Below are 17,238 nucleotides of genomic sequence, written 5' to 3'. Positions count from 1 at the left end.
GCGCCGCCCCGGCCGCGCCCCCCAGGGCCGGCGCATGGCGCACTGCCGCATAGAGCAGCCCCGGCGGGCGCTGGTCGATGCCGAAGCGCGCCGAACCGTCCACCTTGGCCGGCAGGTCGCGGCGCGGCAGCGGGCGGCCGATCAGGCGCCAGGCCGCGGGCGGGGTCAACCGCACCTCGCCGGGCGGCGTGGCGGCGGCGGCCCGCGCCAGCTCGCCGTAATGGGCGCGCTCGCCGATCGCATGGCTGATCCAGCCGTCCTCCAGCTGCAGCTCCTCCAGCGGCTGCTGCCAGCGCAGCGAGGCCGCGCCCAGCAGCTGCTGGCGTGCCGTGGCCGCGGCCCAGCGCAGCGGCTCCCAGGCATCGGCCACGCTGGAGCTGCCGCCGGTGGCATTGACGCCGAGCTCGCGCGCCAGCTTGGCCACGCTCCACTGCGCCAGGCGTGCCAGGCGGCTCTCGCGTCCCGGCTCCAGATGCTGGGGCGCCAGCGGCAGCTGGCCGACGAACATCGCCACATTGCCGTACAGGCTTTCGTGCCCCGCGGCGATCAGGCGCACCCGCTCCAGCGGCACGGCCAGTTCCTCGGCCACCAGCTGGGCCAGCGCGGTGTGCACGCCCTGGCCCATCTCGCTGCGCGGCATCGCCAGCAGCACCTCGCCGCTGGCGGCCTCGATCTTGATCCAGGCGTTCAGGCCCAGCTCGCCGGCCATGGCCGGCAGGGTATCGGCGCGCCCGAGACGGCTGCGCGGCGGCAACACTGCCACGCCCACCAGCAGGGCGCCGCCGGCCGCCAGGCCGGACAGCAGCAGGGTGCGCCGCCTCATTTGCCCTTGGCCCCGGCCAGGCGCGCCGCGGCCGCATGGATGGCGGCGCGCACGCGCGGGTAGGTGCCGCAGCGGCAGAGGTTGGTCATCGCCGCGTCGATGTCGGCATCGCTGGGCCGGCGGTTCTTCGCCAGCAGGGCCGCGGCGGCCATCAGCATGCCGCTCTGGCAGTAGCCGCACTGCGGCACCTGGTGCTCGATCCAGGCCCGCTGCAGCGCATGGCCAGGCCCCAAGCCCTCGATGGTGGTGATCGCCTTGCCCTGCACGCTGGACAGCGGCGTCACGCAGCTGCGCAGCGCCTGACCGTCGACCTGCACGGTGCATGCGCCGCAGGCCGCGACGCCGCAGCCGAACTTGGTGCCGGTCAGGTCCAGCCCGTCGCGCAGCGCCCACAGCAGCGGCATGGCCGGATCGGACGCATGCTCGGGCAGGGTGCGCGTCTGCCCGTTGACCTTTAATTCCATCTTCCCTCTCGCTCCCGATGCCCGCCGCAGAGGGCGGGCATTCACAATAGCGTCATGACCGCCGACCTGCCCCAACCCGCCCTCACCCTGCTGCCGAACGACGGTTCGGCGCCGCAGCTGCTGTTCCTGCTGTTTCACGGCGTGGGCGGCAGCGGCCTGCAGATGCAGCCGCTGGCCGAGGCGCTGCGCCTGCAGTATCCGCAGGCCGCGGTGCTGAGTTTCGACGCCCCCGATCCCTTCGACGGCGGACCGGGGGAGGCGCGTGGTTACCAATGGTTTTCGGTGCGCGGCATCGACGACGAGAACCGTCGCACCCGCGTGGCCGCCGCCCTGCCCGGCTTCAGCGCGCTGGTGCGCGGCTACGGCGCGCGCTTCGGCCTGAGCTGGGAGCGGGTGGCGCTGGCCGGCTTCTCGCAGGGCGCGATCATGGCGCTGGAGGCGGTGCAGGCCGAGCCCAGGCTGGTCGGCCGCGTGCTGGCCTTCGGCGGCCGCCATGCCAGCCTGCCCGAGCGGGCGCCCGAGGATGTCAGCGTGCATCTGCTGCACGGCCTGGCGGACACGGTGATGCCCTACCAGAACGCGGTGCAATCGGCCCAGGCCCTGGTGCAGCTGGGCGGCGACGTGACCGCCGACGTGCTGCCGGGCATCGGCCACGAATTGCACCCGCAGCTGATCGACAAGGCCATGGAGCAGCTGCGCAGCTTCCTGCCGGCGCGCCTGTGGCGCGAGGCGCTGCTGGCGGCGGCCGAGCAGGACAAAAAGGCGAGTTGAACCGCAGCGCCCGCGTAAACAGGGCTGTGCCGCGTCATGCGGGTCTGCTACAAGCCTCGCATGACCTCGCCACAGCTCGCCCTGACCTATCTCGGCTCCCTGGACGATCGCGTCGCCCGCTATCCCTTCTGCCCCGATCCGCCGCGTCGCCTGCCCCGTGCGCGCGAACTCGACTGGCGCATCATCGACTCGGCATTGACCGGCCCGCCGGGCATCATCGAAGAGGGCTTCCTGCTGCACTGGGCCTCGCTCAACGATCCCGCGATGAGCAGCAGCGTCCTGGCGACGGCGCTCAAGCACGCCATCTCCATATTTTCTCCCGCAGCGGCACGCTGGCGGGACTGATCTCGGACCGGCGTCGACGCGGCGTCACCTCGGTCAGGCAGCAAGAGTTCACGCGCACCCAGACCGAGTCGCTGCAGACGCTCTCGCGCCTCTGTGAAGATGCCGGCGGTTTCGTGCGTTTTCCCAGGCGCGTCGTCGACAGCGGCACGCATCGCCTGCTCCTCAAGACCCTGAAGGAGCAGCGCTCGGACCTGCTGGGGCGCGGCCTTGACGCGGCCGAACTCGATCGGTTCGCCGAACTCTACCTGCGCGAACGCGAGCGGGGCGCCGACGGCGGCCCGAAGACCGCCCGAACGGCCTGGGAAGACGCCGCCCTCAAGCTGTTCGCGGCCGGAGCAGAGACCTACTCGTCCAAGGTGCACCGGCTCATGAGCATCGCCAACCGGGTGAGGCATATCCACCAGGCGGCATGCGTTCAGTTCCAGACCGGCAGGACCGTCAATGTCGAAACCGGCCTGGGGCTGGGCCTGCAGGACATGCTCTCGACCCCACCGAGCGCTCGGCATCCGACGCGCCGCAGGCTCCCGCCGCTGTGCGTGCCGCGCCTTGCGTTGCAGCAGCAGTTTGCGAGCGTCGCGCCGCTGCTGCTGCAGCCCGATGGTCCGCTGGCGAAGGAGAAGATGCGCTGGCTGGAAGCGCTCGGCCAGCTGGCGCAGAACAGTGCCGCCGTCGACGCCAACGAGCATGCCTATCAGGCTCAGCGCGACTATGAGCGCAGCATCTGGCTGGCCTGCGGCGAGAGCCCGGCGCTGGAAACAAAGCGGGATCGCGTCAAATTCCTGGCCAACGCGACGGCCGGAGGAGCGGCCAGCGCAGCGGCCTGGGTTTCGATCGGCGCCATGGCTGCACTATGGCGCCACATCGCCGACGCCCCGCGCGCGCCGGAGCTGCCGGCCAGCGACGCGAGCGTCCTCAGCCGCAGGAGCCTGCTGCGTGCCGGACTGAGTCTGTTCGTTGGCTATCAGACCGTTGGATTGGACGGCGACTTCGAGCAGCGCCTGTCCTGCCTGATCCCCGATGAACATGCCGACCTGGACGCCTGGTCTCATGGGGCGCGTGACGCCATACACAAGTCGTCGCCGGGGCGGCGCATGTCGGTCTTCTGCTTCTCGACCCTCGATCCCGAAGCCTCCGCCCGCCATGTCAGGGCCCTGCCCGTCGGCGCGGTCATCTAGGCCCCCCAGCTTGGATATTCGTCTCATTTGCGGCGCATGTCTTGCCCCCGCAGCCCAATCGGCACAGACTGACCTCAAACAACCGTGATGCCCGGTCGGGCGCCGCGGAACATGGCAAGCGGGGGCGGTCATGGCAAGGATCAGCAGGCTGATCTGGCTGGGCGGTGGGCTCGCGGCGACGGCGGCGGCGCTGGCGGGCTGGACCGAGCTGCGCAGCGCGCGGCTGCAGTCCACGCTGTGGTCCTCCTCCGCGCGCGCCGCCAGCTACGAGGTGCAACCCGGCGCCAGCGAGCGCATCGCCTTTCCCAGCGGCGGCCCCTACGACGAGCGCCTGGGCTACAACGCCCTGCCGCGCCATATCGAGCGCCTGCAGGCCCATGGTTTTGCCGTCACCGCCCAGGCGCGCCAGTCGCCGCGCCTGCTGGCGCTGGCCGAGCAGGGCCTGTTCCTGCCCTACCGCGAGAAGAGCCAGGCCGGTCTGACGCTGCGCGACTGCCGCGGCGAGGCGCTGTTCGAGCTGCGCCTGCCGCAGCGCCAGTTCGCGCGCTTCGACGAGCTGCCGCCGCTGCTGGTGCGCAGCCTGCTGTTCATCGAGGACCGCCACCTGCTCGATGAGGACGAGCCGCGCCGCAACCCGGCGCTCGATCCGGAGCGCCTGACCAAGGCGGCGCTGCTGCAGCTGCAGCGCCGGCTCGACGCCGGTGCGCCCTCGGCCGGCGGCTCGACCCTGGCGACGCAGATCGAGAAATACCGCCACTCGCCGCAGGGCCGCACCGGCTCGGTGGGCGAGAAGCTGCGCCAGATGGCCTCGGCCTCGCAGCGCGCCTATCTGGACGGCGAGGAGACGCTGACGCGCCGGCGCGAGATCCTGCTGGACTATCTGAACACCGTGCCGCTGGCGGCACGCCCCGGCATCGGCGAGGTGCACGGGCTGGGCGATGGGCTGTGGGCCTGGTACGGACGCGAGTTCGAGGAGTTCCGCACCGCGCTGCAGGTGGGTGCGCTGCCGGCCCGCGCGCTGGCCTTCAAGCAAGCGCTGTCGCTGCTGATCGCGCAGCGCCGGCCGGCCCTGTTCCTGCAGCGCGACGGCGACGCGCTGCGGCGCCTGACCGACAGCTATCTGCGCCTGCTGGCCGAGGCCGGCGCGATCCCGCCCGAGCTGCGCGACGCGGCGCTGCCGCAGGCGCTGCGGCCGACCGCGGCCGTGCCGCAGGCCGAGCGGCCCGACTTCGCGCAGCGCAAGGCCAGCGGCAATCTGCGCGCGCGCCTGGGCGCGCTGCTCGACATGCCGGGCAGCTACGAGCTGGACCGGCTGGACCTGGAGGTGCACACCAGCCTGGACGGCCGGGCCCAGGCCATGGCCACGCGCGCGCTGACCGGCCTGCGCACGCCCGCCGCGGCGCGCGCGGCCGGGCTGTACGGCTCGCACCTGCTGGACGCCGACGCCGATCTGCAGCCGCTGGTGTTCAGCCTGACCCTCTATGAGCGCGGCGCCCGGGCCAACTGGCTGCGCGTGCAGACCGACAACGTCGACCAGCCCTTCGACGTGAACCAGGGCGCCAAGCTGGACCTGGGCTCGACGGCCAAGCTGCGCACGCTGATCTCCTATCTGGAGATCGTGGCCGAGCTGCACGGGCGCTGGGCCGCGCTGCCGCCCGCCGCGCTGCGCGCCCTGCCGCCGGCGCGGGACCTGCTGTCCGCCTGGGCGCGCCAGTACCTGCTGCAGGCCGGCGACCGCGGCCTGCCCGCGATGCTGGACGCCGCGCTTGCGCGCCGCTACTCGGCCAGCCCGGGCGAGGCCTTCTTCACCGGCGGCGGCCTGCACCGCTTCGAGAACTTCGAGCGCGAGCACGACCGCCGGGTGCTGACGGTGCGCGAGGCCTTCCGGCACTCGGTCAACCTGGTCTTCATCCGGCTGATGCGCGACATCGTCCAGCACCGCGTCCAGAACGCCGACAGCTCTGACATCCCGCTGGCCGACCCGGACTCGCCGCGCCGGCGCGAGCTGCTGGCCCGTTTCGCCGACGCCGAGGGCAGCAGTTTCCTAGCCGGCTTCCACCGCCAGTACCAGGGCCTGACGCCGGCCCAGGCGCGCGCCAGGCTGCTGGACGAGGCGCGCGGCAGCGCCGCCAGCCAGGCCGCGCTGCTCTACCTGTTCGAGCCCGAGGCCGACGCGATCCGCCTGGTCGAATGGCTGGACGAGCGCGCGCCGCGCGGCAGCCGCCTGGCCGCCGGCGCGCATGAGCGCTACCGGCGCATGAGCCTGGCCGATCGCGCCTACCTGAGCGGCCGCCATCCGCTGGAACTGTGGCTGGTGGCGCGGCTGCAGCAGCGGCCCGGGGCCGGCCTGGCCGAGCTGCTGGTCGAGAGCGCGCAGCAGCGCCAGCAGGCCTATGCCTGGCTGTTCAAGCCGCGCCAGCGCGCCGCCCAGGACCAGCGCCTGCGCCTGATGCTGGAGCGCGAGGCCTTCGCCGGGCTGCTGCAGTCCTGGCGGCGCCTGGGCTACCCCTTCGACCGGCTGACGCCCTCCTATGCCAGCGCGATCGGTGCCTCGGGCGACCGACCGGCGGCGCTGGCCGAGCTGATGGGCATCATCGTCAACCATGGCGCGCGCCGGCCGCAGCAGCCGATCGACGCGCTGCATTTCGCCCGCGCCACGCCCTTCGACACGCGGCTGGAGCGCCGGCATGACGCGGCGGCCGAACAGGTGCTGGCGCCGGAGGTGGCCGAGGCGGTGCGGCTGGCCCTGGTCGACGTGGTCGAGGAAGGCACGGCGCGGCGGCTCAAGGGCGTGTTCCTGGACGCCCAGGGCCAGGCCCTGCCGGTGGGCGGCAAGACCGGCACCGGCGACCACCGCTACACGGTGCTGGGGCGCGACGGCCGGCTGATCTCGGAACGCATCGTCGAACGCTCGGGCACCCTGGTGTTCACCTTGGGCGACCGCTATTTCGGCACCGTCACCACCTATGTGCACGAGCCGGATGCCGTGCGCTACCACTTCACCAGCGCGCTGTCGGTGCAGCTGCTCAAGACGCTGGGGCCGCCGCTGCTGGCCACGCTGCGGCAGGACCGGTGCGGCGGCGATTGAGCGCCGCGCGCGCTGCCGCCGCGCTGCCGCCGCGCTGCCGAGTCAATGCCGCTTCAATGCCGCAGATGGCTGAAATGCCCGTGGCGGGCCGGCCGCATCAGCTCCTCGAACTGCTCGCGCGACATGCGCAGCAGCCGCTCGTGGTCGCCGGCCTCCATGTAGATCACGGCATTGCCGTCGACCAGCGCGTCGTCGACCGCGGTCTCCACCCCCCAGGCCATGCCCAGGGCCGGCACGGCGCCCGGGCAGCAGTCGCCGAACAGGCGCGCCACCTGGGCCTCGTCGCACAGCTTCAGGCTGCGCCGGCCCAGCAGTTCGGCCAGCGCCGGCAGTTCCACCTGGGCGTCGGCCGGCAGCACGGCCATCAGCATATGGCCGGTGTCGTCCTCCAGGATCACCGATTTGGCGAGTTGGTGCGGTGACACATGGGCCTGCCGCGCCGTTTCGGCGCTGCTGTGGCTGGGCCGGTGCACGTCGCTGTCGTAGCGCGCGTCCTGCTGGCGTAGATAACGGGTCAAACGGCTGGGTATGGACATGGGAGCCTCCTTGATGTCATGTCGGCAGGGACATGTCAGGCGCCCCCGCCCAGCTAGTTTGGGCGGCGATCGCCGGAAACTCCAGTCCGAAGCGCTTCAGTCCAGCGAGACCTCGGTGCGCACCGTGCCGGCGCGCTCGGCGCAGGCGCTCAGCGCCAGGCGCGTGCCCTTGGGCGCGCGCACCACCCATTCGGCCACCGCACGGTCGCCGGTCACCTCGCGGGTGGGCAGGAAGGCCTGCTGGCTCTGTTTGGGCGCATGGCCCTCCAGCTGCGGCCCTTCCATGCGCTCCTTGCCGCCGATCAGGCTGATCTCGGGATCGCCCGGCGGCAGATGGATCTCGAACATCACGCCGCGCACCACCTTGCGCTCCAGCGCGCGCTTGGTCACATAGGCCGGCAGATAGCCGCTGTTGGCCACCGCCAGGCGCACGCGCCAGGTGTCGGGGCCGAGCGCGCGCACCTCGGTGCGCAGCAGCTCCAGCTTGGGCAGGGACAGCGCGATCTGGTTCATCCAGCGCGGGAAGCGCGCCGCCTCGCGCTCGCGCAGGGCCGGCGGCGGATTGCGCCAGAAGTTCATCTTGTCCCAGCCGCCGATCTCCACCGCGCCCAGCTGCGGGTGGTGGAAGGGCCGCCATTCCACATGGGCCTGGCCGTCGCACTGCTCGTCGCTCCACTTCAGGAGCTTCAGGTCGTCCTCGACCGGGTGCTCGCGGAACCAGTCGATCCACTTGTAGCCCTCGACGCCGGCCTCCTTGTTCGGCGACCACAGCTCCACCACCCAGAACAGCGCGCCCAGGTGCTCGTAGACCCAGTCCTGGGTGCCGGTGATGACCTCCTTCGGGTGGTACTTGAACTCATGCCAGATGCTGATCGCCGGATAGCCGGTGTGCTGCTCGCCGAGCTGGGAGAACTTCTTGTAATTCCACAGGTCCTCGGGAATCATGTCGTCGTCGCTGCAGCTGCCCATCGGCCGCAGGATCACGCCGCTGTGCGTGTGATAGCTGATCGCCGCGCCGATATTGGGATGGCCGGTGATGAAGTCCACCATCGCCCGCACCTCGGGCTCGCTGGTCGGGTAGGGACCGGCGCCCAGCTGCTTGTATTCCTGGCGCCACTCGCTGGGGAAGTTGCGGTTCAGGTCCAGGCCCTCGCGGTCGCGGTTGATGCTGACCGTCAGCCCGTCATGGTTCTTGACGAAGCCCTCGGGCATCAGGCGGAAATACTCGCCGCCGAACTCGCCGGGCTGGCGCGCCACCATCAGGCGCGGCTCGTCGGGGTGCTTCTTGTAGCCGCCATGCGGATCGGGGATGCGCATCGTCAGGATGCGGCCGTCGCCGTCCACATCCTCCATCGTCAGGCCGTCGACCGGCTCCTCGTCGTAGGGGTAGCCGCGCGTCGACGAGCGGATGTGGCGCGGCCGGTCGGCCAGGGCCAGCTCGGCGCCATCGGGGTTCAGGCGCGGCACCATGTAGACGACGCGCGTGTCCAGCAGCTGGGTCACCTGCTCGTCCGCGCCGTACAGCGTGGCCAGGTGATGCAGGTAGTACAGGCAGGTGGTCGAGGCGGTCAGCTCGGCGGCGTGGATATTGCCGTCCAGCCAGAAGGCCGGCTTGTCGATGTCGGCGCCGGTGGCGGTGTTGGTCAGCACCAGCACCCAGAGGTCGCGGCCCTCGAAGCTCTTGCCGATCGAGCGCACCGAGACCAGGTTGGGCAGGGCCTCGGCATAGCTGAACAGCAGCTCGGTCAGCTCCTCGTAGCGGTAGAACTCGTCGAAGCGCGGGTTGGGCAACGTGATCATGAACTGGGCGGGTTGGCCGGAATGCGGGCCATTGTGCCCAAAGCCGTGCCGTCCTGCCCAGCTCTCATTGACCCTTGAACAGGCCCTGGAACTGGCGCGACACCGGCAGCCGTTCCTCGCGCCCCTTCAGGGTCAGCACCATCGAGTTCTCGTCCACGCGGATGGCGCTGGCCACATGGCGGCTGTTGACCAGCACCGAGCGGTGCACCTGCCAGAACTGCTCGGCATCCAGGCTGGCCAGCAGCTCCTTCAGCGGCGTGCGGATCAGCGCCTCGCCCTCCCGGTAGACGACGCGGGTGTAGCGGTTGTCGCTCTCGAAGAAGATCACGTCCTCGGGCGCGATCATCTTGACCTCGCGGCCCAGCGAGGCCTGGATCAGGCGCGGGCGCGCCGGCGCCGCGGCCAGACCGGCGGCCGGCAGCAGCTGCTGCAGCAGGGCCTGCAGATCGGGGCCGGGCTGGCGCGTCTGCAGGCGCGCCTTGACCCGTTCGATGGCCTGGGCCAGGCGCTCGTCGTCGACCGGCTTCATCACATAGTCCACCGCCCCGGCATCGAAGGCCGAGAGGGCATGGTCGCCGAAGGCCGTGACGAACACCACCTGGGGCGGATGCGCGGTGGCGGCCATGCGGCGCGCCACCTCCAGGCCGGTCAGGCCCGGCATGCGGATGTCTAGGAAGCAGATCTGCGGCTCCTGGGCCAGGAAATCGTCCCAGGCATCGACCCCATGCTCGCTGGCCGCCACGATCTCCAGCTCGGGCCACAGCCGCGCGAGCGCGGCGCGCAGCTGCTCGCGCGGCCCCTCCTCGTCGTCGGCGATCAGGGCGGTGCTGCGAATGTTCATCGGGGCCTCTCCTCGGCGGTTGTTGTGGGGGCGACGCGGGGCAGCCGCAGCCTGGCGATGCAACCGCCCTCGGGCGCATTCTGCAGACTCAGCGCGGCACGCTCGCCGAAGGCTTCGGCCAGGCGCAGGCGCGAGTTCGCCAGGCCCAGACCGCGGCCCGGGCCCGCGGGCAGGGGCAGGGGCTCGGCCAGCCCGGGGCCGTCGTCGGCCACCTCGATCCACACCGCCGCGCCGTCGCAGGCGGCGCTCACCCGCACATGAGCCGGACCCAGCTTGGGCATCACGCCATGCTCGACGGCGTTCTCCACCAGGGTCAGCAGCAGGGCCGGTGGCAAGACCTGGCCCTGCAGCGCCGCGGGCACCTCGACCGTCACCGTCAGCCGCGCGCCCAGCCGCGCGCGCATCACGTCCAGGTAGTGGCGCACCGCCGCCAGCTCCTCGCCCAGCGTCAGCTGCTCGCGATTGAACAGCGGCAGCGTGGCGCGCAGATAGCCGGTCAGCGAGCGCAGCAGCGGCGCGGCGCGCGCGTCGCCGCCCTCCACCCAGGGCTGCAGCGAGGCCAGCGAATTGAACAGGAAATGCGGCTGGATCTGGGCCTGCAGCAGCTGGGCCTGGGCGGCGCGGGTGCGCGCCTGCTCGTCCAGCTCGCGCAGGCGGGCGGCGATCTGGTGGGCGCGGAAGGACGCCAGGAACCAGAAGCCCAGCACCGCCGTGCCGGCCGCCAGCCCGGACAGCAGCGCCAGCGTGTGGCGATCGCCCGCATCGGCCACGCGCCAGCGCAGCGCCAGGCTCAGCAGCAGGAAGGCGCCCATGCACAGCACCGTGTAGCCGTTCATGCGCCTGCGCGTGGGCCGGCGCCAGATCGCCATGCCGCCCTGCCAGCCCAGCACGGCGAAGAGGAGCAGGAGGGCCGTGAGCCGCGCCGTCAGGTGGGCGGGCGCCAGCTGCAGCACCGCCTGCAGGATCAGCGCGGCGTTGAAGGCCAGCACGACCAGCACGCTGCGGCTGGGCCGGTCGCCGCCGGCGCGGCTCAGCTCGTCGGCGCTGAAGACGCGGGGCGGACCGGGATACCAGAGCTGGCTCCAGTCGATGCGCTGCTGCGGCGGCTCCCGGGTCTGCGTGCTCATGCCGCGCTCTCCACGATCAACTCGGCCAGCGTGCCGCCGTCCGGCCGCGCGCTCAGCTCGATGCGCGCGCCGGCGCCGAAGACATGGGCCAGGCGCGCCCGGCTGTTCGCCAGGCCCAGGCCCTCGCGCCAACCGGCGGCCAGGCCGACCCCGTCGTCGGCCACGCCGAGGCTCCAGCCGCCGCCCGGCGCCGCGCGCAGGCGGATCTGCAGCTGGCCGCCGGCCAGCGCCGGCGCCAGGCCATGCTCCAGCGCGTTCTCCACCAGGCTCAGCAGGATGCCGGGCGGCAGCTCGGCGCGCGCCGCGACGGCGGCGTCGACGTCCAGGCGGTAGCGCAGGCGCTCGCCCCAGCGCGCCTGCATCACGCGCAGGTATTGCTCGGCCAGCGCCAGCTCCTCGGCCAGGCCGACGCGCGGGCGCAGCATCAGCTCGGCGCTGCCGCGCAGGAAGGCGGTCAGCGCGCGCAGCAGGCCGCTGGCGCGGGCGTCGCCGCTGTCCACCCAATGCTGCACGGCCGACAGGGTGTTGAAGATGAAATGCGGCTGGATCTGGGCCTGCAGCAGGCGCAGGCGCGCCTCGCTGGCTTCGCGGGCGACGGCCTCGCGCTCGCGCGCCTCGCGCAGCCGCACCAGCTCCTGCTGCATCTGCACGCGGCGCGCGCTGGCCACGGTCCACATCAGCAGCAGCAAGAGCAGCGCGGCCAGCAGCGCGGCCGGCAGACCGATGCGCAGCAGCTCGCCGAAGGCCTCGGACAGGCCGTCCAGCCCCTGCCGGCCCTGGCGCGCCAGGCGCAGCACCAGAAAGCTCAGCCCCGCCCCCGCGGCCGCGCCGGCCGTCACCTGCACGCCGACGCGCAGCAGGCCGCGCCGCGCCAGGATCTCGGGCCTGAGCCAGGCCGTCACCAGGCCCATCACCAGGCCGAAGATCAGCACCAGGCCGATCGGCAGCGCCAGCCACCAGGGCATGCCGGCGGCGGCCAGGCCCAGCGCGCTGCCGCCCACCGCAGCGGTCGTGCCGAACCAGGCCCAGAGGCCGCGGCGGCTGTACAGGAAGCGGTCCATCGCGCGGGCCTGGCTCTGGATGTCGGCCGGCATGCGCAGGTAATAGGGCTCGGCCCAGTCGCAATACCAGCGCTGGAACCGGTTGAGCTTGGGGGCTTCGGCGGCTGTCATGCGGCCAGTGTAGGGACGGCCTGCCGCGCCCCGGCCGGCCGGGCGGCGGGCTGCGGATTCGCTGTGGCGAATGGCGGGTTCAAGCCGCAACGAGGGTGCCGTCGACGAAGACCTTGAGCTCGCCGGGCTCGAAGGCCACCCAGGGTTCGTCGTGGGTCAGCGGCTCGGTGGCGATCACCGCGACCCGGTCCTGCGCGGTGGTGTGCCGGGCGAAATCGACGCTCAGGTCCTCGTCGGCGAGGCGCGCCTCGCCGAAGGGATGGCGGCGCAGCAGGTAGTGCAGCCTGGTCGTGCCATGGGCCCACAGGGCCTGGCCGTTGGACAGCAGCATATTGAAGGTGCCGTGGCGCGCCAGCTGCGGCACCAGCTCGCGCAGGGTGCGGCTCAGTTCCTCGATGCTGGGCACGTCGGCATGGGCCTTGGCCAGCTCCTGCATCAGCCAGCAGAAGGCGCGCTCGCTGTCGGTCTGGCCGACCGGCTTGAAGGCGGCGTGCAGGCGCGGGTTGAAGTCGACCAGATTGCCGTTGTGGGCGAACACCCAGTAGCGCCCCCACAGTTCGCGCTGGAAGGGATGGGTGTTCTCCAGCGCGACCTGACCCTGCGTGGCCTTGCGGATATGGGCGATGACGTTGTCGCTCCTGATCGGGTAGCGCTTCACCAGCTCGGCCAGCGGCGAGACGCGGGCGCTGTGGTGGTCGACGAAATGGCGCAGGCCGCGCCCCTCGAAGAAGGCGATGCCGAAGCCGTCCTTGTGCTCATCGGCGCGCGTGGCCAGGCCCGTGAAGCTGAACATCACGTCGGTCGGGGTGTTGGCATTCATGCCCAGCAGCTGGCACATCGGCGCGGCCCTCGCCTAGTCGATGAACAGCCGCGTGAGGCCGCGCAGGCTGATCAGGTTGCCGGGATTGCTGGTCTCGTTGAGCACGCCGCTCATGCGGCGCAGCAGACGCTCGCTCTTGCGCGCCCGCCAGATCACCAGATCGGCCAGCCAGGGGTGGGCATTGATGCGGTCGGCCCGCTCGTAGAGCTCGTACTTGGGCTTGAGCAGACGCAGGCCCCGCTCGTAGCGCGCGCGCGCCGCGGCGTCACCATCGGGCTCCGCACGGTGCGCCAGCACCGCGTCGGCCGCCAGCAGGCCGGTCTCCATCGCCTTGCCGATGCCCTCGCCGGTGAAGGAATAGGTGGAGCCCGCCGCCTCGCCGACGACCAGCAGGCCCGGCCGCGTCCAGCGCGCGCCGTTCAGCGTGCAGCGCAGCGGCGCGCCCTTGAGCTCGCCCAGCAGCTCGCCCTCGCGCAGCAAGGCGGCGGCCGGCCCGTAATGGGCGACGAAGGCGTCGAAGATGGTGCGCAGGTTCAGCTCCTTCTTCGCCCCCCGGCCGTCAAGGCTGCGGTGGCTGCCGACGACGCCGACGCCGATGTTGAAGCAGCCGTCCGGGGCCGGAAAGATCCAGCCGTAGCCGGGCCGCACCGCCCGGCTCCAGACCACCTCCATGGCCTTGATGCGCCCCACCAGGGACGGCGCCCGCACATAGCCGCGCAGCGCGACGCAGCTGGGCGTGTGGCGCTCGCACATGCCCGCGGCGATCAGGGCCTTGGGCACGGCGCCGGTGGCCAGCAGCACCCAGCGCGCGCGCACCTCGTGCAGCTCTTGCGGGTCATGGCCGATCTTCAGCAGGGCGCCGGCCACGCGGCCCGCGCCATCCTCCAGCGGCCGCTCGAAGCGCGCCTGCAGGAAGCGCGCACCGGCCTCGCGGGCGGCGTCCAGCAGCAGCTGGTCCAGCTCGCGCCGCGGCAGCACGGCCAGCGCGCCCGGTACGTCGATGCGGCCGCCGCGCGGTCCGATGCAGCCGACATGGCTGACGCGCTGCGCCTTCGCCATCACGGCCTCCAGCAGGCCCAGCTTGGCCAGCGCCGCATGGGCATCGGGGATCAGGCCGTCGCCGCAGACCTTGTCGCGCCCGGGCGCCTGCTGATCGACCAGCAGCACGTCGACGCCGGCACGCGCCAGCTGGCGGGCAGCGGCGCTGCCGGCGGGGCCGGCACCGATGATCAGGACTTCGCAGGAGATGGGCACTTGGGGCCAGGGCTCGGGCACGGACTCCTCCTCTAGAGCAGCCCATTCTAAGAAGCTGCGGGCATGAAAAAAGCGAGGAGGCCTCGCGGCTTCCTCGCTTTCGTCGTTCCGGCTTGCGAGACTCAGAACTTGTAGCTGGCGCGCAGGTAGTAGGTGCGGCCGGTCGCGTCCGCGAAGCGCGGGTCGTAATTGGCCTGGAACTGCTCCACCTGGTTGGAGAACGGCGCCTCCTTGTCGGCCAGGTTCTTGATGCCGAAGGTCAGCGAGGTGGCCTTGGTGGGCATCCAGGTGCCATAGGCGTCGAAGGTGGCGTAACCGCCAACGCGATGGCCCTCGTCATCCGGGTTCTGATCCACATAGCCGGACTTGTAGTGGGCCGCGAAACCGGCGGCGAACTTGCTCAGCGCCCAGGTCACGTTGAGGTTGTGCTGCCAGCGGAACACCGGGGCCGCGTTCGGGCCGGTGAAGATGCCGACATTGTTGAACCACTCGCCGCCCGACTCCTCCTGGTACTTGTACTTGGCGACATAGGTGCTCTGCAGACCGAAGCTGTAGTCGCCGAAGCTGCCGCCGCGCAGGCGGTAGTTGGCACTGAGGTCGACACCATTGGTGCGGACGCCACCCAGGTTCTGCGTGCGCAGGTCGATGTAGCCGCAGGTCGCGACCGTGGGGCACTGCGAGCCGTCGGTCGACAGGTCGCCGGCCGGGTTGCGCTTGATCAGCGCAGCGTACTTGGTCGGGTTGTTGAACACGGTCACGGCGCTGATGGCACCGATCTGCTGGTCAACCTGGATCCACCAGAAGTCCAGGCCCACGCTCAGATCGCGCGCCGGCTCCACCACGAAGCCCAGGGTCGCGTTCTTGGCCTCTTCGGGCTTCAGGTTCTCGTTGCCGCCCAGCAGCGACTGGAACTGCTGGCCGCAGTTGGCCGCGCGCGACTTGCCGGGGATCGGCGTGCCGTTCGGGCAGTTGACCGGGTCGTCGAACTTGGAACCGGTGTTCGTGTAGGTCTGAGCCGCGTGGATCTCATACAGCGACGGGGCGCGGAAGCCGGTCGAGTAGGAGCCGCGCACCAGCAAGGCCTTGTTCGGCTGGAAGCGGAAGCTGTACTTCGGGTTGGTCGTGCTGCCGAAGTCGCTGTACTTGTCGTAGCGCACGGCCGCGGTGACTTCCAGGCTCTTGAGCAACGGCACGTTCAGCTCGGCATAGGCGGCCTTGACGTCGCGATCACCCTCGTTGTGGGTGGCGGGATCGAAGCCCGTGCTGGCGATCACCTTCTGGGCGAATTCGGCATTCGCGCGGTTCAGGAACTCCTCCTTGCGGAACTCGGCGCCAACGGCCAGCGCGGCGGCGCGACCGGCGCCGAACCAGTCCTGCAGTTCGCGGCTGGCGCGGGCATCGACGCTCTTGACCGTGCCCTTGGCGGTCTGCAGGGTGCCGGCCAGGGTGGCCTGCTCGAGCAGCGCGGTGCCGGCGGCGGACTGGTCGCCGAAGGGGTTGATCACGCCGTCGAGCACGCCCTGGGTGATCAGGTTGCCATCGCTGTAGCCGGCCAGGCCGTCCTTCAGCTTGTTCTCGTTGTAGCTGAACGCGGTCTGGTAGTCCCAGCCGGCCAGCGAGCCTTCCAGCGCCGCGGTGAAGCGCTGCTGGTCATTGGTCGTCAGACCCTGGCGCGGGCCATGGAACAGGTCGCGCCACTTGACGTGGATGAAGCCGGGCTGCACGCCGGCGGGCGTGTTGGGCTCGGTGTAGTTCGGATCCAGCGGGATCGTCGGCGCGAAGGCGCTGCCGGGATTGCCGGGGTAATAGGGGTTCGGCGTGCCGTCCGGCTTCAGACGGTTCATGAACAGGTTGCCATAGGGCACCGGCGCGATGACCGAATCGACCTTCGAGCGGGTGGCGAAGTACTCGAGATTCAGCTGATGGTTCTCGTTGAGCTTCAGCGTGCCCTTGAGCATGCCGGAGATGCGCTCGGTCTTCGGCACGTAGTTGACGAAGGAGGCCGTTGCGATGTTGCAGCCGCTGGCGCCGTCCGAGATCAGGTTGGGGAAGGACGCGCAGTCGGGCGCGGCGGGGTTGGCACTGTCGCCACCCTGAAAGTAGTTGGCGGGAAAGGGGGTCGGAGAAATGCCGCCGGGAGCGCGGCGGTTGTAAACGCGCTCGGGGCCGACGATGCGATCCTGGTTCTGGTAATCGATGAAGCCGAAGACATTGAAGCCCTGCTTCTCGACCTCGCCGTAGCCATAACCGATGTTCAGATTGTTGGACTTGCCGCCCTTGTGCTGGGGCGAGTCGGTACCGACGGTGATCGTGCCGCCGGTGAAGTCCTTGCGGGTGATGAAGTTGATCACGCCACCGATGGCGTCCGTGCCGTACAGCGACGAAGCGCCGTCACGCAGCACCTCGACGCGCTGGATGGCGGCGAAGGGGATGGTGTTCAGGTCGGGGGCCGAGCTGTCCAGCGCGTTGTTAGCGATGCGGCGGCCATTCAGCAGCACCAGGGTCTTGTTGGCACCGACGCCGCGCATGTCGGCGAAGGCGGCGCCGCCGGTGCCGGAGCCGACCACCTGGCTGGTGCCGGTCTGCATCTGCACGGACGACAGGGCCGACATCACCTGCTCGACCGAGGTGATGCCCTGCTGCTTCAGGTCTTCGAACTTGATCACCGTGACGGGCACGGCGGTTTCGGCGTCGATGCGCTTGATGGCGGAACCCGTCACGACGACGCGTTCCAGTTGTTGATCCTGCTGGGCGAAGGCCGGCAGGGCCGCCGCGGCGGCCACGGTAGCCACGGCCAGGCTGACCGCGTTGAGCTTGAACATGGGTACTCCTAGGACTGAGGGCCGGTTACAGGCCCCGGAAAAAGAAAAAGGCCCGCGATGCAGCACCGCGGGCCGTACCTGGAAAGTGTGCAATGTTTCAGCTCGGTGACGATTTTCGGCATTGCACCATTCGCACAAACGCGCGACTGACAGCCCATCAAGCCAAAAACAAGGGTTAATACGGGGTTTGTCGCGTACCG

The 17,238-nt window shown here is 70.9% G+C and carries 14 protein-coding genes; 4 read left to right on the top strand and 10 right to left on the bottom strand.

The features are described 5' to 3' along the window. Positions 1-823, bottom strand: an 823-nt coding sequence (locus tag AC07OQ_RS22910; RefSeq protein WP_495055453.1) for a molybdopterin cofactor-binding domain-containing protein, incomplete at its 3' end; no start/stop codon positions are given. Then, positions 820-1,287, bottom strand: coding sequence for a (2Fe-2S)-binding protein (locus AC07OQ_RS22905; RefSeq protein ID WP_495055452.1), 468 nt, complete (start codon positions 1,285-1,287; stop codon positions 820-822). The genes AC07OQ_RS22910 and AC07OQ_RS22905, both read right to left, overlap by 4 nt. 54 nt (positions 1,288-1,341) lie before the next feature. On the opposite strand from AC07OQ_RS22905, the gene ypfH reads away from it, so the two are divergent. The 4 genes from ypfH (at position 1,342) to AC07OQ_RS22885 (ending at position 6,666) form a co-directional block, all read left to right on the top strand. After that, positions 1,342-2,058, top strand: coding sequence for an esterase (gene ypfH, locus AC07OQ_RS22900; RefSeq protein ID WP_495055451.1), 717 nt, complete (start codon positions 1,342-1,344; stop codon positions 2,056-2,058). A 60-nt stretch (positions 2,059-2,118) separates the two neighbouring features. Further along, positions 2,119-2,403 (top strand): hypothetical protein, encoded by a 285-nt coding sequence (locus AC07OQ_RS22895; RefSeq protein ID WP_495055450.1) that lies wholly within the window; start codon positions 2,119-2,121, stop codon positions 2,401-2,403. Positions 2,404-2,516: 113 nt separating this feature from the next. Next, positions 2,517-3,578, top strand: coding sequence for a hypothetical protein (locus AC07OQ_RS22890; protein ID WP_495055449.1), 1,062 nt, complete (start codon positions 2,517-2,519; stop codon positions 3,576-3,578). Between the two features lie 130 nt (positions 3,579-3,708). Next, positions 3,709-6,666, top strand: coding sequence for a transglycosylase domain-containing protein (locus AC07OQ_RS22885; RefSeq protein ID WP_495055448.1), 2,958 nt, complete (start codon positions 3,709-3,711; stop codon positions 6,664-6,666). 53 nt (positions 6,667-6,719) lie between these two features. On the opposite strand, the gene AC07OQ_RS22880 is transcribed toward AC07OQ_RS22885, so the two are convergent. From AC07OQ_RS22880 to AC07OQ_RS22845, 8 genes are all read right to left on the bottom strand, one after another. Continuing rightward, positions 6,720-7,202 carry an aminoacyl-tRNA deacylase gene (locus AC07OQ_RS22880; RefSeq protein WP_495055447.1) on the bottom strand — a complete coding sequence of 161 codons (483 nt, stop codon included), beginning with the start codon at positions 7,200-7,202 and terminating at the stop codon, positions 6,720-6,722. A 96-nt stretch (positions 7,203-7,298) separates the two neighbouring features. After that, positions 7,299-9,002 carry a M14 family metallopeptidase gene (locus AC07OQ_RS22875; RefSeq protein WP_495055446.1) on the bottom strand — a complete coding sequence of 568 codons (1,704 nt, stop codon included), beginning with the start codon at positions 9,000-9,002 and terminating at the stop codon, positions 7,299-7,301. Positions 9,003-9,066: 64 nt separating this feature from the next. Continuing rightward, positions 9,067-9,843, bottom strand: coding sequence for a LytR/AlgR family response regulator transcription factor (locus AC07OQ_RS22870; RefSeq protein ID WP_495055445.1), 777 nt, complete (start codon positions 9,841-9,843; stop codon positions 9,067-9,069). Continuing rightward, entirely contained in the window at positions 9,840-10,970 is a 1,131-nt protein-coding gene (locus AC07OQ_RS22865; RefSeq protein ID WP_495055444.1) for a sensor histidine kinase, read from the bottom strand. Before AC07OQ_RS22865 ends, AC07OQ_RS22870 begins: the two co-directional genes overlap by 4 nt. Next, positions 10,967-12,142 carry a sensor histidine kinase gene (locus AC07OQ_RS22860; protein ID WP_495055443.1) on the bottom strand — a complete coding sequence of 392 codons (1,176 nt, stop codon included), beginning with the start codon at positions 12,140-12,142 and terminating at the stop codon, positions 10,967-10,969. The genes AC07OQ_RS22865 and AC07OQ_RS22860 overlap by 4 nt, the downstream gene beginning before the upstream one ends. Before the next feature lie 79 nt (positions 12,143-12,221). After that, positions 12,222-12,980, bottom strand: coding sequence for a class II glutamine amidotransferase (locus tag AC07OQ_RS22855; RefSeq protein WP_495055442.1), 759 nt, complete (start codon positions 12,978-12,980; stop codon positions 12,222-12,224). A 15-nt stretch (positions 12,981-12,995) separates the two neighbouring features. Continuing rightward, positions 12,996-14,237 carry an NAD(P)/FAD-dependent oxidoreductase gene (locus AC07OQ_RS22850; protein WP_495055441.1) on the bottom strand — a complete coding sequence of 414 codons (1,242 nt, stop codon included), beginning with the start codon at positions 14,235-14,237 and terminating at the stop codon, positions 12,996-12,998. Between the two features lie 101 nt (positions 14,238-14,338). Then, positions 14,339-17,038: a TonB-dependent receptor gene (locus AC07OQ_RS22845; protein ID WP_495055440.1), complete on the bottom strand. Its 2,700-nt coding sequence runs from the start codon at positions 17,036-17,038 to the stop codon at positions 14,339-14,341. Positions 17,039-17,238: the final 200 nt, after the last annotated feature.

The organism is Roseateles sp. GW821-FHT09B06 (assembly GCF_059418245.1).
The sequence above is the reverse complement of the archived record's forward strand: the minus strand, read 5'-3'. Positions and strand labels throughout refer to the sequence as shown.

Excerpts from the sequence above, each read along its gene's own strand:
- AC07OQ_RS22845 (WP_495055440.1), bottom strand. The coding sequence starts at position 17,038 with ATGTTCAAGCTCAACGCGGTCAGCCTGGCCGTGGCTACCGTGGCCGCC.
- ypfH (WP_495055451.1), top strand. The coding sequence starts at position 1,342 with ATGACCGCCGACCTGCCCCAACCCGCCCTCACCCTGCTGCCGAACGAC.
- AC07OQ_RS22860 (WP_495055443.1), bottom strand. The coding sequence starts at position 12,142 with ATGACAGCCGCCGAAGCCCCCAAGCTCAACCGGTTCCAGCGCTGGTAT.
- AC07OQ_RS22895 (WP_495055450.1), top strand. The coding sequence starts at position 2,119 with ATGACCTCGCCACAGCTCGCCCTGACCTATCTCGGCTCCCTGGACGAT.
- AC07OQ_RS22875 (WP_495055446.1), bottom strand. The coding sequence starts at position 9,002 with ATGATCACGTTGCCCAACCCGCGCTTCGACGAGTTCTACCGCTACGAG.
- AC07OQ_RS22905 (WP_495055452.1), bottom strand. The coding sequence starts at position 1,287 with ATGGAATTAAAGGTCAACGGGCAGACGCGCACCCTGCCCGAGCATGCG.
- AC07OQ_RS22880 (WP_495055447.1), bottom strand. The coding sequence starts at position 7,202 with ATGTCCATACCCAGCCGTTTGACCCGTTATCTACGCCAGCAGGACGCG.
- AC07OQ_RS22870 (WP_495055445.1), bottom strand. The coding sequence starts at position 9,843 with ATGAACATTCGCAGCACCGCCCTGATCGCCGACGACGAGGAGGGGCCG.
- AC07OQ_RS22865 (WP_495055444.1), bottom strand. The coding sequence starts at position 10,970 with ATGAGCACGCAGACCCGGGAGCCGCCGCAGCAGCGCATCGACTGGAGC.
- AC07OQ_RS22855 (WP_495055442.1), bottom strand. The coding sequence starts at position 12,980 with ATGTGCCAGCTGCTGGGCATGAATGCCAACACCCCGACCGACGTGATG.
- AC07OQ_RS22885 (WP_495055448.1), top strand. The coding sequence starts at position 3,709 with ATGGCAAGGATCAGCAGGCTGATCTGGCTGGGCGGTGGGCTCGCGGCG.